Below are 16381 nucleotides of genomic sequence, written 5' to 3' on the forward strand. Positions count from 1 at the left end.
TTGTGTTTGAATTACTAGAAGGTATAAACCACCTCCAATTTATAATCCTTGAGTGCTTTTTTTGCTTTTTCCAAATCTTGTGTAAAACCTAAAATATAACCACCCCCACCAGAACCACAGAGTTTTAGATAGTAATCGTTGGTATCGATACCATGTCGCCATAATTGATGGAACTTAGCCGGTATCATCGGTTTAAAATTATCAAGGACCACATGTGACAGTTGTTTTAAATTGCCGAAAAGCGACTTCATATTGCCACTGATAAAATCCTCGACACAGGCATCGGTATGTTTGATGAATTGATCCTTCAACATTTGCCGAAAGCCTTCATGCTTCATTTGCTCCATGAACAGTTGCACCATGGGCGCAGTCTCCCCAGTGGCGCCACTATCCAATAAAAATACCGCTCCTTTACCCTCCTTGTTCTGGGAAGGTATGCTTGTCGATTCGATATTGTCCTTTGAATTGATCAGTATGGGTAGGCTCAAATAACTGTTCAAAGGATCCAATCCTGATGACTTACCATGAAAAAAGGATTCCATCTTACCAAAGATGGCTTTTAGGCGCAATAGTTTTTCACGGGTCAGATTCTCAAGTACGGTAATCTTGTCCAGTGCGTATTTATCATATATGGCAGCGACCAAAGCCCCGCTACTTCCCACGCCATATCCTTGTGGAATGGAACTGTCAAAATACATCCCATCCTCAACGTCGCCCTTTAAACTTTCAAAATCGAAAGCTACCAAATTGGGCTCTTGGGCAACAATACTTTCTAAATAAGCTACAAAATCCCTTAAATAGCCATTCGATTTTAGTGCGGCTTCAGATGGATCGGTATCCTTTTTCAAAGCTCCCTTGAAAAAATTATAGGGAATGGAAAGTCCTTTGGAATCTTTAATGATCCCATACTCCCCAAAAAGAAGGATTTTAGAATAAAATAATGGTCCTTTCATGATAACAATTAAAAATCCATGGATCGGTATAAATCAACCTATCGCTCATCCCGGAATTATATGGTCTGTTTCATTACCTCAAAAATAATAATGACCCACCTTAACCATCAATTTTGTTTAAACTTATTTATTTAAATATAAACAAAATAATCGGGATATTCAAAAAACGCTTTGGCCAATTCCCTACTGCTTCCTTTACAAACGTTGTTTATCCTATTTAATTATTACTTCTAAGGTAATAATCTTTTGGCTCCAAAGCCTAATTTGTCGCAAATATACTGTCCGTTTTCGCAATATGCAACCAACTCATCCTTAATAAATTGCTGTACTTTTTCCTTTTCCCCTTTCGGATATAGGACATGTACATTCGCCCCGGCATCCAATGTAAAGCAAAGATGGGTGTTCGAGGAAGCCCTGAATGACCAGATTTTTTTAATGATCTTCAAGGTATTCGGTTTCATCAGGATGAAATAAGGCATGCTCGTCATCATCATGGCGTGTAAGGTAAGGGCCTCACTTTCCACAATGTGTATAAAAGCATTCAAATTCCCTTCTTTGAAAATCTCATTAAGCTTTTCAATATTTTCATGGGCTTGGTCAAAACGTTGTTCGGCATACGGATGCCCGTGCATTAAATTATGGCCTACGGTACTGCTAACCTGCTTTTGTCCTTTATCTACCAACAAAATGGTATCCTGATATTCATGGAAGACCCCATGTACTTCAAACGGATATTTGATGGCATATAGATCCGAACTGCCAGGTATCCCCTTATGGCTTCCCCATTGTACCAGGTCACCTTCGATACTGCGACAAGCACTCCCTGAACCCAAACGGGCCAAAAAAGATGCCTTTTGAATGAAAAAATCCGCTTTGATGTCGGGATCCAATTGTTTTTCGATATGCATAAGACCCAGTGCCAATGCCGACATCCCACTTGCCGATGAAGCGATCCCACTACTATGGGGGAATGAATTGGAAGTTTCGATCTTAAGGTGATACTCCTTTAAAAAAGGAAGATAATCTTCTACCCGATTGAAAAATGCTTCGATTTTAGGTCTAAAATCAGGCTTCGGTTTTCCTTCGAACAACAATTCAAATGAGAAATCGTTACCTTTTTCCTCTACCCTCGAATAGGAGATCGTTGTGGTCGTGGCACAAGCATCCAAGGTAAAGCTGATGGACGGGTTCGCAGGTATCTGATTGGATTTCTTTCCCCAATATTTTACCAATGCAATATTACTGGGGGCTTTATAGGTCACCTTCCCATCGGTTACCGGTTTTGTATATACTGAAGGAAGGAATTCTTTATGCGTCATTAAAAAACAATTTATGCAAAGATAGTTTTTAAGTGGATTCGTTGACTAAGCAACGGTTTTAATCCTTATTTTAGAGGTCAACAATCAACCAAGTGAAGAGAAAACTGACCTATATAACCATTGCTGTGGGCATTTGCCTAACGGTCGGGATTTTATCCGGTTTTGCCACCCAAAGCTCGGTGAATGATTGGTATGTTTCCTTGAACAAGCCCGTTTTCAATCCGCCAAATTGGATTTTCGCCCCAGTATGGACAATGCTTTATATCATGATGGGGATTGCGGCAGGTCTGGTATGGGCGAAAGGGTTTTACCATTTATGGGTTAAGACCGCTTTATATCATTTTGGGTTTCAATTGATCTTAAATGCCGCATGGAGTATCGTGTTCTTTGGTTTTAAACAGCCTTTTTGGGGCCTTGTGGTCATTATTACCCTACTCTGCTTAGTTGTTTTGACCATACGTTGGTTCAGGATCGTCAGTAAACTTGCTTCTTGGTTACTGATCCCCTATTTGATATGGGTGGGTTTTGCCACTGTTTTAAACTATAAAATCTGGGAATTGAACTAAGCTTTTGCCAGTTCCAACAATTTCACCATGGTCCTGTGGTTACGGGAGGTCGCTACGACCCCAAGTTTACGTTCGATCAGATTATTGGTACATTTGGCCTTACCCGCACCCAGAGCACATCTCAAATAAACACATGTAGGGGTTGCCAAAAGTTGCTCATTATCGAAATGCATGGTGGACAAATCCTTAAGGGCCGCTGGGGATGGAATGGTTTTCAATAGGACAAAGTATATTTTATTGGCTTGTATATCCTCATCCCTAACAAAAGGATTTTGGGCTATGATCTGGTCTATTTCAGACTTCTTTTTTACAATTATGGGCACCCGGAAATCATAATGTTCCTCAATAGCACCGGATATACGATCCCCGATTTTCTCCGTATCCCTTACATCACTTTCAAAAACTACATTTCCACTTTGAATGTAGGTACGAACATCCCAAAATCCCGATTTTTCGAAAAGGTCCCGTAAGTCGGCCATTTTGATCTTTTTTTGCCCACTAACATTGATTCCCCGTAAAAATGCAACATAGACCATCTTACTTTTTCAATTCATCCGTTATGGCCATGGCGGCTATATAGCCTCCCGTCCAGGCATTTTGAAAATTAAATCCTCCGGTAATGGCATCTACATTTATGATTTCCCCCGCAAAATATAGCCCTTTACAAAGCTTACTTTCATAGGTCTTAAAGTTGATTTCCTTCAAATCAACACCCCCGGCGGTCACGAATTCATCTTTGAAAGTACTTTTTCCTTCAACCATGAACCTACTGTTGGTCAATTGATCTGCAAGTTGCTGTAATTGCTCTCTGGTAGCATCGGCCCATTTCCCATCATTGGTTATTCCCGAAGCTTTTACCAGATTCGTCCAAAGTCGTTTGGGTATATCGACCACTTTCGTCCGCAATACCGTTTTTTTACCTTCGACCTCCTTTACTTCGAGCAATAAGGACAGCACCGAAGCCTGATGATAATCAGGCAACCAATTGACACGAATCGGAAAACGATATGTACTATCGTGTAATTTTAAGGCGCCCCACGCGGATAAGCGCAATATGGCCGGGCCACTTAATCCCCAATGGGTAATGAGTACCGGACCCTCGGCACTAAACAGGGTTTTAATGTTTTTCCTACTTTTTAGATCAACCGTTATTTTAGGGTTAAAGGCTTGCCTTGGAAGCACATCTACCTTGGCCGGTGTACTTACGCCCGGTATTCCCGAAATACGCTCGTCCTTGATATTGAACGTAAACAAAGAGGGTACGGGTTGTACAATGGAATGGCCCAAACCTTCCAATAACTTCCAGATTTTAGGATTGCTCCCCGCCGTTACCAATAGCTTTTTGCTTAAATACTGTTTTTTGACCGTAGTGATTTTCCAAACCGTATCGGTATTGTTTTCCGTTGCCGAAGCTTCAATGGAGGTCACCGCACTTTGCCGGTATATCTGGATCCCCAAGCGTTGCGTTTCATTTAAGAAACAATCGATGATCGTTTGGGACGAATTTGAAACGGGAAAAACCCTTCCATCTTCCTCTGTTTTTAAACGCACCCCCCTACTCTCGAAAAAATGCATGGTCTCCTGTGGACCATGGGTATAAAACGGACCAAGGAGTTCCTTGGCTCCCCGTGGGTAATTCTTCGTTAACACCATTGGATCAAATTCCCCATGGGTTACGTTACAGCGTCCGCCTCCAGAAACACTTACCTTCTTTAGGACGTTTTTTCCCTTCTCTAAAATCGCGACCTTAAGACCGGGGTCTGCCTCAGCGATATGAATGGCCGCATAGAAACCTGACGCCCCGCCCCCGATTATTATTACATCGAACATCATTAAATCCGCTCTGGGTAATTTGTAATGATTCCATCCACACCATACGACTTGACCCTATCAATATCGCCTGGTTCATTCACCGTCCAAGGGTAGATCTTGAATCCTGCTTCCTTGATTTCTTTGGCGACATCCGCATTTAAATCCTTAAAATCGGGATTAACGGCCTCTGCCCGTAATTCCTTTGCTATTTGTAAGGCTCCCAACGGATTATCCTCCGTTAATATCGCAATCCTCACATCGGTGTTCAATCTTCTCATCTCTTCCAATTCACTCCAATTAAAACTGGATATGATAAAATTGCCCGGCGACCAACGGTGATCCTTAATATACTCTTGCATAATGGCATTCACTTGTTTGGAAGTATTGGCTCCTTTAAGCTCAATGTTCAAAGCTACTTTATTGTCGATAAGATCCAACACTTCCTTGAGGGTCGGGATTTTATGTCCCCCTTCAAGGTAGAGTGGTTTCAGGTCATCTAAAGTATACGCTTCGATGTTACCGGAACCCTGGGTAAGACGATCAACCGTATTGTCGTGAAAAACCACGATCTCCCCACTTTTTATTTTAAAAACATCGATCTCGACCATATCCACACCAAGTTCGATGGCCTTTTTTACCGATGCCAATGAATTTTCGGTTTCATGGCCCATTGCCCCACGATGTCCGATTACCAAGGGTTTATTTTCCATAGAACAACTTTGGGTTAGTACAAGGAGTACAATAATTAAAAAACAGTGGATTGATTTTTTCATTTGGTCAAAAAAATAGTTTGGGTATCCCTTTGCTGTCCAATATACAGGAAAGATACATTTTCTGAACAAAAAAGTACTCAATCACGCTTTAATTTGAATATAAAAGACTCCAAGGGACTTAAATTGATTTCCATTTTACCGATGCCCTCCTCAACGATCAACTTAGGGGCATTATCCGAAGTCAATTGATCTTCGGTATCGTAAACCCCATCCTTGAGCAGCCACATGGAAATAATTTCCTTTGGGATTTTCAACTCAAACCCATAGGATTCGTTGGCATCGAAATTAGCGACTACCACCAATTTTTCATGGGCAGCCCATCGCACATAGGACAACACCCTATGGTTATAATTTTCGGTATGGTCTCTATTATAGTAATGGATATCCCTGTAATTCCCCATTAATGCCTCACTGTTAATGGTAAAATTCAACAAGGTTTTGTAAAATAGTCGAAGGTCTTTTTCCTCATCGGTCAATTGTGCACCGTCGAAATTCTTGTTATTGACCCAGCGTTGATGATGGGGCACCCCGATATAGTCAAAAATCGAAGTACGGGTCGGTTGCCCGAATCCGGCATTTTCATTTCCGGGTTCACCGACTTCCTGCCCAAAATAGATCAATGTCGGAGATGTACTTATGGTAGCCGATACCACCATGGCCGGTTTACCTTTTTTGGCATCACCTGCAAAATCGGGACTTGCGATACGCTGTTCATCATGGTTTTCCAAAAAATGGAGCATATGATGTTCAATATCCTTCATGTTATCCTTTACGACGGGAATATGGTCCGTCCAACCATGGCCCTGCATAATATGCTTTAAAGAATCGTACATCTCTACCTTATCATAGAGGTAGTCCATCTTTCCTTTATGGATATAATCGCGATACAGGCCAGGGTTATAGACCTCGGCCAATAAAAACGCATCCGGATCACTCATTTTTATATGGGAATTCATATAACTCCAGAACTCCACCGGCACCATTTCGGCCATATCATAACGGAACCCATCGACTCCCATTGACAACCAATACAAGGCAATATCCTTGAATTTGACCCAAGAATCGGGAACGTCTTTATTGGCCCAAAATTCATAATGCGCCTTATAATCGGTCAATCCGAAATTTTCCGGAAGCCTATCAAAATCATAGGAGCCATCGGGACGAACTCCATAATTGATCTTTACGGTCTCGTACCAATCATTCATATGGGGCTGTGCCTTTCGCGATCCGTTTCCGGTCCATTTTGCCGGGTTCTCATCAAATTTCCCGTCTGCCAGTGGATGTGCTTCCCCGCCCAATGGCAAATAACCGTTTTCCCATGTTGGTACTTTAAAAGCCTCTGAGGGAATGTAATAGAAGTTATTGTCCCTTTTATACTCCATCGAGGTATCATCCGAAGCCCCGAAGGGTTCCAAGCCGTCAGGAGTGGAGCTGCCCTCATAATTACGGGCGACATGGTTCGGGACGATATCGATCAATACCTTAAGCCCGGCCCTATGGGTCCTGTTGACCAACGCTTTGAACTCTGCCAATCTATTGGCGGGATCATCGGCCAAATCGGGATTCACGTTATAATAATCCTTTACGGCATAAGGTGAACCGGCCCTACCTTTAACGATATCCGGATCGTCATTTGAAATGCCGTAGGCACTATAATCCGTGATCACGTCGTGATGTGGCACTCCGGTATACCAGATATACGTTACCCCAAGATCCTTGATTTCTTGTAGTGCCTTATCCGAAAAATCGGAAAATTTGCCCACTCCATTCTCCTCAATGGTCCCCCAAGGTTTATTCGTGGTATTCGTATTGCCAAAAAGTCGGGTAAAAACCTGATAGACTACTTCTTTATGTACTTTTTTCTCGGATGCCATTTGTTTGTTTTCTTTTTTTACGGTACACGCTTTGACCAAAAGTATGACAAACATCAATAAAAAGGCCTTAGAACTCTTCATTTAGACCGAAATTTCCTCATGCGGATTCAACTCGATCCGTTTACCCTTACATCGGATCGACATTTGTTCGTTTCCTTCCAATATGAATTTGGTGCTGCTTTCCGAAACCGTGACCTTGATTATGCGATTCCTGAAATTGATCTTAAAGGAATAGGATTTCCATTTTTTCGGAATTCTCGGTGTAAACGACAATTTATCATCAATGACCCTTAATCCCCCAAATCCTTCAACAATGCTCATCCAAGTACCGGCCATAGAGGTTATGTGAAGTCCTTCTTCGACCTCCTTGTTATAATCGTCAAGATCCAACCTTGAAGTGCGCAAATAAAACCGGTAGGCTTGATCCATACGATCTAATTTTGCCGCCTGTATGCTATGCACACAGGGTGAAAGTGACGATTCATGTACCGTAAAAGGCTCATAAAAGTCAAAATGTTTTTCCAACATTTCCTGTGAAAAATGGTCTTCGAAGAAATAAAAACACTGCAGAACATCGGCCTGTTTTATATAGGGTGATCGTAGGATACGGTCCCAACTCCATTTTTGGTTGATGGGCCTTTCCATCTTATCCAACTTATCAACGGTTATGAGTTCTTTGTCCAAGAAGCCATCTTGTTGAAGGTAAACTTCATATTTTTCGGAGTATGGGAAGTACATGCCTTTGGCGACCTCTTCCCATTTATCCGTTTCGTTCGACGTTAATCGGGTATGACCTATGATCCTTTTGTAATCATCGGGATAGCCGTCCTTAACTTTTTGCAACTGCTTTATGGTATATTCGATACACCACTTGGCCAAATAGTTGGTATACCAATTATTGTTCACGTTATTCTCATACTCGTTCGGACCTGTCACCCCCAGAATGACAAACTTCTGCTTGTCCTCCGAAAAATTCGCCCGCTGGTACCAGAAACGGGCAATACCGATCAATACCTCCAAGCCCATTTCAGGGATATAGGAATAATCGCCCGTAAAACGATAGTAATTATAGATGGCAAAGGCAATGGCCCCATTCCTATGGATTTCCTCAAAAGTGATTTCCCATTCGTTATGGCACTCTTCCCCGTTCATAGTTACCATGGGATAAAGTGCCGCCCCGTTATTGAATCCCAATTTGTGGGCATTCGCTATCGCCTTTTCCAAATGGTCGTACCGGTATTTCAATAAGTTCCTGGCTACTTCCTGGTTCTTGGTAGCCATATAAAACGGGATACAATAGGCCTCGGTATCCCAATAGGTACTTCCACCATATTTTTCGCCCGTAAACCCTTTCGGACCAATATTCAATCTAGAGTCGGTACCTAAGTAGGTCTGGTTCAACTGGAAAATATTGAAACGTATACCTTGCTGGGCCTTTACATCGCCCTCAATGGTAATATCACTCATTTGCCAAATGGCCTCCCACGCTTTTTTCTGATTTTGCAACAAGGCATCAAAGCCTAAGGCAAAAGCTTTATCCAAAGCGGAATCCGCAGCTGCGACCAAAGTACCTGTCTTGTGGTTACGGGAAACCGTGTACCCTCCAAACTTGATCAAGGAGAAGGCCGTGCCTTGCTTTACCTTTTGGGTGTAGGAATGCCCGACCCAAGTTTCCTTTTGGGAGACTTCAGGGGTCATTTCCATTTTTTTCCCATCAAGATGTACTTCGACCCCCATGAAAGTACAGGTCTTAAAATTGGTCTTCATGGTATGGGCTTCTATATAGGCCCTGGAATCCTTGGAATCCACAGAAGTGGTGTTCCAAAATTTATCGTCCCAATTACTGTCCACATTGGTGATACCGCTATCGAGGTAAGGTACGAAGGTGATTTCCGCATCTTGGTCCATTGGGACCACACTATAGTCAATGGCACCGATTTCGTCTAGATCAAGGCTCAAAAACCGGGTTATGGCCACCTGTACCTTTGCGTTATTGGGTAGGGTCGCCTTAAAGGTACGTTTGTACCATCCCTCTTTCATGTTCAATTCCCTCCTGAAACCATCGACCGAAATACAGGTAGACAGATCCAAAGGCTCCTTATTGACAAGGACATCCATCCCTATCCAATTCGGGGCGTTCAATACCTTGGCAAAATACTCGGGGTAGCCATTTTTCCACCATCCTACCCGGGTTTTATCAGGATAATATACCCCGGCAATATAACTTCCCTGAAAGGTGGGGCCCGTATATCGCTCTTCAAAGTTGGCCCTTTGTCCCATCGCTCCGTTGCCTAAACTAAAGAGACTTTCTGAGGACATTACCGTTTCCTGGTCGAAACCTTCCTCGATGATCGACCACTTGTCCGCTTTTATGTATTCTTGATTCATCTACTTTCCAATAAATTTTTAATAAAACCCAAATCGATTTCAGTGAAATCCTTAAAATTATGGTCGGCTGCCGAAAGTACACTGGCATCACCGATTCCTATACTTGTCATTTTTGCATTGTTCGCGGCTTCAATGCCCGCAACCGCATCTTCGAAAACGATGCAATCTTCGGCATTTACCCCTAATTTTTGTGCTGCAATCAAGAAGACCTCCGGATCAGGCTTGGCTTTTGTAACACTGTTGCCATCAACGAGGTAATCGAAATAATCCAATAACCCCACCTTTTCCAAAATAGGTTTGGCATTTTTGCTTGCAGAACCCAATGCAATGGGAACGTCTTTTGATTTCAGATATTCCAGGACTTTCGTGACGTCCGGTAAGATTTCGGAGGCATCCATTTGCGCTATATACGCCAAATAATCCTCGTTCTTTTCGACCATCCATTGGTCGAATTGTTCTTGGGTAGCTTTTACCTGTCCGATATCCAACAGAATTTCGAGACAACGTTTGCGGCTTACCCCCTTGAACATTTCGTTTTGCTCTTCGGTAAATTCGAACCCCAATTCGTTGGCAAGTTTCTTCCATGCCAAATAGTGGTATTTTGCGGTATCTACAATAACACCGTCCAAATCGAATATTATTCCTTTTTTCTTCATTTTTATTTTATTGCGAATTGAAATGGACAAATGCATTCGTTGTATACATACACGAAATGTACAATAATGTCCTAATATTGAATAATTTACCGGAAATTTTTTTAACTTAATGGGCCTAGAATCCACCCATTAAAATCGCCAAAAGTCTATTCAAAACTTATCATTGAGAAGTAAAACCAAGTTTTGATGGGTTCAAAAATATAAAGTTTTTTTTAATTTTCAACATCCTATCTGGTTGAATCTCTATCAATAAGCGCAGTTTTTATAATCCGGGTTTCAAATTCCTTGTCCTCATCCTCATTGTTCAACCTATCTATTAGGAGTGTTGCTGCCAGTTCCCCCATCTGGAAACCATGTTGGCTAATGGTCGTAAGGCTCGGCCATGAATGCTGGGAGAGTATTCCGTTTGAAAAACCGACCACCGAAAGATCCTCGGGTACCCGAAGCCCCCTTTGGCGGGCTACATTCAATGCCGTTATCGCATAAATTTCATTTACGGCAAAAATACCGTCAATATCAGGCGTCTTATCGAATATTTTATTGATATCATTCTCAAGATCCTCTTGTTTTCGCTCAAGATTACCCATATCATTGATTTTTAGGATAATATTCGGATCAGGGGCCACACCGTTCTCTTTTAGCACCTCTAAGTACCCTTGTGTCCTTAAATTCCCGATATTGATGAAGTCTTCGGTCGTAAGCAGTAGTATTTTTTCACAACCCGTATCGATAAGCTTCTGCGTGGCTATCCGTGCGCCTTCCTTATCATCCACGATAACCTTGTCACAGTCGATATCGGGGTGTACCCGATCGAACATGACAATGGGCACACCTTGGTTAATGGTTTCCTGAAGGTGATGTTTGTCCTGGTTCAGGAGGGTTTCCTTGGATAAAGACATGATAAAACCATCGATATTACTATGCACCAACAACTCCATATTGATCACCTCATTATCAAAGGATTCATTGGTTACGGCAATTATGACATGGTACCCTTTTAATTTGGCCACATGTTCGATACCCCCTATGACCTTCGCAAAGAAATTATGTACGATTTCCGGAATGATCAAACCTATGGTCTTTGTTTTTTTATTCTTAAGACTCAGTGCGATATTATTGGGACGATAGTTATAGAATTTTGCAAAAGCCTGGATTTTATCCCGGTTCTCCTGACTTATTTCCTTATTGTCATGCAGTGCCTTGGAAACGGTGGAAATCGACACCCCCAACTCTTTGGCAATTCTCTTCAAGGTCATTTTCGGCTTCATAAAATGTATGGGTCTGATAATATTTTAAAGTAAAAAATAAAAATTCATCTTTCGATGGGTCTTGTTTTTGTCATTATCACAATGAAACTTTAAAAGTTATCAACCCGAAAACGTTGTAATCCCCTGTAAACATTGGCGTGACTGAATATTAACATAAAATTTACATAATTTAGTTGATGAGGAGTAAAATTACAGTTCAAAACTAATTAAAACTAATTTAAGAAACGTTCTATGAAAAAAATCAAACAGTGCCTCTTACTGGCCGTGTTTATGATTCCAATAGGGATTTTTGCACAGACCACGGTAAATGGTACCGTGACCGACCAGTTGACTGGAGGTCCCTTACCTGGTGTCAGTATCGTAGTTATAGGCACATCTACAGGAACCACTACCGATTTTGATGGTTATTATACCTTAAGCGTGGACGATGGCGCAGTATTGCAATTTTCCTATATCGGATACAAAACCTTGGAGGTTGCCGTTACAGGTCCTAATCTAGACCTTGTAATGGAAGAGGACAGGGCGCAGTTGGATGAAGTGGTGGTCATTGGATACGGTACCACAACCGTAAAAGATGCCACGGGATCCGTAGAGGCGATCACATCCGAGGATTTCAACAAAGGTGCCATTGTTTCTACAGACCAGTTGTTGACCGGTAAAGCAGCCGGGGTTCGGATCACCAATTCCGGTGGAGCCCCCGATGCCGCTCCGAACATCCGGATTAGGGGTGGGGCGTCATTAAGCGCCAGTAACAACCCATTGATCGTTATCGATGGTGTACCACTCGATATTTCCAACCCTGCCGGGGTAAACAACCCATTGTCATTGGTCAACCCAAATGACGTGGATAGCTTTTCCATATTGAAAGATGCCTCTGCAACTGCCATATATGGTTCCAGGGCATCCAATGGTGTCATTATCATTACCACCAAAAAAGGTACATCGGGAAAACCACAATTCAACCTCTCGGTTACCTCAACCATTAGCGAGGCGGGCAATACGATCGACGTTATGGATGGCCCTACATTTGAGAGGTTCATCAACGAATACCATCCAACATATTCGAATCTGTTGGGAGTGGATGGTGTTACTTACAATACGGATTGGCAAGATGCCATTTTAAGGACCGCTGTTTCCCAAGACGTCAGTTTCAGTGCCAGGGCCAATCTTTTCGAGAAACTTCCCATACGGTTCTCCTTAGGATATAACAATACGGAAGGACTGGTAAAAAGAAATGATTACGAACGTTTTACGACTTCATTGAAATTAACCCCAACTTTCTTTGATGAGCATTTAAAAGTAGATGTCAATGCAAAGGGTATTAAGGCTACTAAGTATACCGTAGATGAAAGTGGAGCTCTGGGAGGTGCCATAAGTATGGACCCCACGAAACCCATTTATGACGATGCTTCCATTTTTGGGGGTTATTACCAAAGCATTACGGATGATGGCCTGTTAGATGGGCAATGGAACCCCGTTGCCTTATTGATGCAACGCTCCAGACCGGAAAACGTGGCCAAATTCTTGGGTAATGTAGAGCTGGATTACAAAATGCATTTCCTGCCCGAATTAAGGGCGGTATTGAACCTTGGGCTGGAATATTCCGAATCCGATATTGAAGAAGTCTATTCCGATAATGCCATTGCTACCTATGAGCTTAATTCGGACAATGAAGCCGTCTTCAACCCCGGTGTCAATTACAGGGAAGATCAAGTCATCCGAAACCATACTATGGATGCCTATCTGGTTTATGCCAAGGAGTTAGAGGAAGGGCCGATCACGAGATTTGATGTACAGGGTGGTTATTCGTATCAAAACTTTGTAAACGATGGCACTAAAGAAGAGTATGATTACAATGATGCTACAGGGCTAAGATATCTCGTAGTAGATGAAAGCAACCCTGACAATAGGTACTATACGATCCTTAACCTGCAATCGTTCTTTGGCCGTACCAATATCAACATTGCAGATAAGTATCTTTTGACCGCTTCGATTAGAGCGGATGGTTCTTCATTGTTCAGTGAAGATAACCGATGGGGCTACTTCCCAGCTGTGGCACTGGCTTGGAAAATCAATGAAGAGAACTTCTTAAAAGACGTTCATTTCGTAAACGACTTAAAACTTCGTTTAGGCTGGGGAAAAACCGGTCAACAAGATGTTACCGGGGTAGCGGGATATTTCCCATACCGACCCTTATTCATAGCAGGTTCCGTTTCCAGTCAATATTTGGAAGGAACCACACTCTACTCGGCTGCAGCCTTCAATGAAGATCTTACCTGGGAGAAGACAACGACCTACAATGCCGGACTCGACTTCGGATTCTTCCCCGGTAGAAGAATAAGCGGTACGTTTGATGTATTCTACAGGGAGACTACCGACCTATTGGCCGAAGTACCGGTTGCTCCCGGACAAGCATTGGCCAGTAGCTTTATTGACAATGTAGGAACAACGGAGAGCAAAGGTTTTGAATTGAGCTTGAATTTCACCCCTGTTCAAACCAGGGATGTCAATCTTGAGTTCAATACCAACATTGCTTATTCAGAAGCGGAGGTGACCGATTTGGAAGATGTGACCACCATTTCTGCCACCGAGTCTAGCTTACCAACAGGTACAGGGGTTTATTTAGCCGATCATGCCGTTGGGGAACAGCCATACTCTGCCTTGGTATTCAAGCAGTTGTACGATGAAGACGGAAATCCGATCCACGACGCCTTTGCAGATTTTACCGGTGACGGTGTCGTTGACGACGACGATATGTATTACAGGCCTTTAAGACCTAACTGGACCTTTGGTTTCGGGTTCAATTTCAATTATAAAAAATTCGATTTCAGTTCGAGCTTTAGAGGGCAAATCGGGGGAGAAGTCTATAATGCCGTACGATTGTCCAATGGGTATACCGATAATGCCATTCCAAACAACTCCCAAAGTCTAAGCAATGTACTTGACTTTTACTCAGGAGCGGCCGATTCGAACTTTGTGGACGTTAGTGGCAACGTACCTTTCTCCGATTATTACTTGGAAGATGCCTCCTTCTTACGATGTGAGAGTATTGTTTTGGGATATACTATCGATCAGTTCAAAAATATGAGATTAAGGCTATTCGGCGTTGTGAACAACCCGTTCATCATTACGAATTATAGTGGCCAGGATCCTGAGAATTTCAATGCTATTGATAATAATTTCTATCCACGACCAAGGTCTATATCGTTAGGTTTAAATCTTGATTTTTAATAAAAAAAATGATGAAAAAAATAATTATCCTTTTATGCTGTACGCTATTTGTATTTACAAATTGTACGGATGATCTCAATACGGAACCCCAAGTTGAACAAACCTTGGAAGACTTACTGGAAAGTGATCCGGATGCCATTACCGGTCTATTATCCCGATTGTATGCATCCTTTGCGCTTTCTGGACCTGACGGACCCGGTAGTTCCGATATCGATGATGATGCCGGGGAATCCCCTTTCTTAAGAGGGATCGTGAACCTTCAGGACTTCACCGCCGACGGAATGAAAAACCGATGGGGAGACGACGGTTTGGATCAATTGACCACATCCACCGATTGGACCCAAAACAATAAGTTCTTTAGATACTTGTACAACAGGATCTACTATACCGTCCCTACGGCGAACAACCTATTACTCATCCTGGAAGCCGAAGATGTGGAAAATGAAGACCAAGTGGTTGCGGAAGTGCGTTTCTTAAGGGCTTTGGCCTACTACTATCTTATCGATTGTTTTGGTAAGGGTGTGCTTGCCACGGAAGACAACTATGGTACCTCTGCACCTTTGGAAGAAGTCTCTAGGACCGAATTGTTCGAATATGTCGAAACCGAATTGATTGCTGCCGAAGCGGACCTACCCACGACCAATGGGTACGGACAGGCAACGAAAGCAGCTGCCCAGATGTTATTGGCAAAACTCTATTTGAACGCCGAGGTGTATACGGGAACTTCACGGTTCGACGATGCCGTGCCGTATATCAACAGTGTAATCAATGATGGGGGGTATACTTTGGCTACTGATTTTGTAAGTCTGTTTTCCGGGGACAACTACACTTCCACGGAAATCATTCTTCCTTTAATAGCGGATGCCATATCCAGTCAAAGTTATGGAAATACGACCTACATTGTCAATGGGAGCATGAGTTCGGAAACCATGACCATCACCGATTTCGGGACGGATGATCCATGGTCTGGACATCGGGCTACGAAAGCTTGGTACGGGTTGTACGAGGAAGGTGATGATAGGGGGGAGCTCTTCTGGACCGAAGGCCATAATTATGAAATGACCGACTATAAAGAATGGACCGATGGATATCCCTCTATAAAATTCAGGAATACAGGGTATAGTACAACATTGGACGCAACCTCATTCTCGAGCACCGATTTTCCTTTATTTAGATTGGCCGATGCCTATTTGATGTATGCCGAATGTGCGATACGGGGAGCCTCCGGAACCGATATGAGTACTGCGAGGAATTATGTGAATCTTGTGCGAACCCGTTCCAATGCCTCCAGCATATCCCTATCCGACCTCACCTTGGATTTCATCCTTGATGAACGTGCAAGGGAACTGAACCTGGAAGGCCACAGACGTTCCGACTTGATCCGTTTTGGTAAATTCACCGGAGGATCTTACATCTGGCCATGGAAAGGAAATACGGCACAGGGAACGTCTATCCCAAGTACCTACGAACTTTTCCCGATTCCTTCATCAGCACTGGAAGCCAATACGAACTTAAGTCAAAATCCTGGATATTAAACTAAA

General features: G+C 42.7%; 12 protein-coding genes. 3 read left to right on the forward strand and 9 right to left on the reverse strand.

Translation table 11 applies throughout. From position 1 onward, the window contains the following. Nucleotides 1-14: 14 nt before the first annotated feature. Nucleotides 15-953 (reverse strand): mevalonate kinase family protein, encoded by a 939-nt coding sequence (locus PHU20_RS13800; protein ID WP_274825974.1) that lies wholly within the window; start codon nucleotides 951-953, stop codon nucleotides 15-17. Between the two features lie 230 nt (nucleotides 954-1183). Further along, a complete protein-coding gene (locus PHU20_RS13805; RefSeq protein ID WP_274825975.1) occupies nucleotides 1184-2272 on the reverse strand; it encodes a diphosphomevalonate decarboxylase in 1089 nt (362 codons plus the stop codon). Nucleotides 2273-2364: 92 nt separating this feature from the next. Here PHU20_RS13805 and PHU20_RS13810 point away from each other — a divergent pair, with 92 nt between their 5' ends. After that, nucleotides 2365-2838, forward strand: coding sequence for a TspO/MBR family protein (locus PHU20_RS13810; RefSeq protein WP_274825976.1), 474 nt, complete (start codon nucleotides 2365-2367; stop codon nucleotides 2836-2838). Here PHU20_RS13810 and PHU20_RS13815 read toward each other — a convergent pair. From PHU20_RS13815 to PHU20_RS13845, 7 genes are all read right to left on the reverse strand, one after another. Continuing rightward, entirely contained in the window at nucleotides 2835-3374 is a 540-nt protein-coding gene (locus PHU20_RS13815) for a DUF1697 domain-containing protein (protein ID WP_274825977.1), read from the reverse strand. The genes PHU20_RS13810 and PHU20_RS13815 overlap by 4 nt on opposite strands. Nucleotide 3375: 1 nt before the next feature. Continuing rightward, nucleotides 3376-4668 (reverse strand): BaiN/RdsA family NAD(P)/FAD-dependent oxidoreductase, encoded by a 1293-nt coding sequence (locus tag PHU20_RS13820; RefSeq protein ID WP_274826341.1) that lies wholly within the window; start codon nucleotides 4666-4668, stop codon nucleotides 3376-3378. A 2-nt stretch (nucleotides 4669-4670) separates the two neighbouring features. Continuing rightward, nucleotides 4671-5360 carry a glycerophosphodiester phosphodiesterase gene (locus PHU20_RS13825; RefSeq protein ID WP_274825978.1) on the reverse strand — a complete coding sequence of 230 codons (690 nt, stop codon included), beginning with the start codon at nucleotides 5358-5360 and terminating at the stop codon, nucleotides 4671-4673. Between the two features lie 140 nt (nucleotides 5361-5500). After that, the gene (locus PHU20_RS13830) at nucleotides 5501-7378 is read right to left on the reverse strand and encodes an alpha-amylase family glycosyl hydrolase (protein WP_274825979.1); all 1878 of its coding nucleotides are present in this window, start codon (nucleotides 7376-7378) and stop codon (nucleotides 5501-5503) included. Continuing rightward, a complete protein-coding gene (locus tag PHU20_RS13835; RefSeq protein WP_274825980.1) occupies nucleotides 7379-9685 on the reverse strand; it encodes a glycoside hydrolase family 65 protein in 2307 nt (768 codons plus the stop codon). Continuing rightward, nucleotides 9682-10341, reverse strand: coding sequence for a beta-phosphoglucomutase (gene pgmB, locus PHU20_RS13840; RefSeq protein WP_274825981.1), 660 nt, complete (start codon nucleotides 10339-10341; stop codon nucleotides 9682-9684). Before pgmB ends, PHU20_RS13835 begins: the two co-directional genes overlap by 4 nt. Before the next feature lie 227 nt (nucleotides 10342-10568). Next, entirely contained in the window at nucleotides 10569-11609 is a 1041-nt protein-coding gene (locus PHU20_RS13845; protein WP_274825982.1) for a LacI family DNA-binding transcriptional regulator, read from the reverse strand. A 231-nt stretch (nucleotides 11610-11840) separates the two neighbouring features. On the opposite strand from PHU20_RS13845, the gene PHU20_RS13850 reads away from it, so the two are divergent. After that, entirely contained in the window at nucleotides 11841-14840 is a 3000-nt protein-coding gene (locus PHU20_RS13850) for a SusC/RagA family TonB-linked outer membrane protein (RefSeq protein ID WP_274825983.1), read from the forward strand. Between the two features lie 8 nt (nucleotides 14841-14848). Next, complete coding sequence (locus tag PHU20_RS13855; protein ID WP_338040893.1) at nucleotides 14849-16375, forward strand: RagB/SusD family nutrient uptake outer membrane protein; 1527 nt, start codon at nucleotides 14849-14851, stop codon at nucleotides 16373-16375. Nucleotides 16376-16381 lie beyond the last annotated feature (6 nt).

Source organism: Maribacter polysaccharolyticus (assembly GCF_028882255.1).
GTDB lineage: Bacteria > Bacteroidota > Bacteroidia > Flavobacteriales > Flavobacteriaceae > Maribacter_A > Maribacter_A polysaccharolyticus.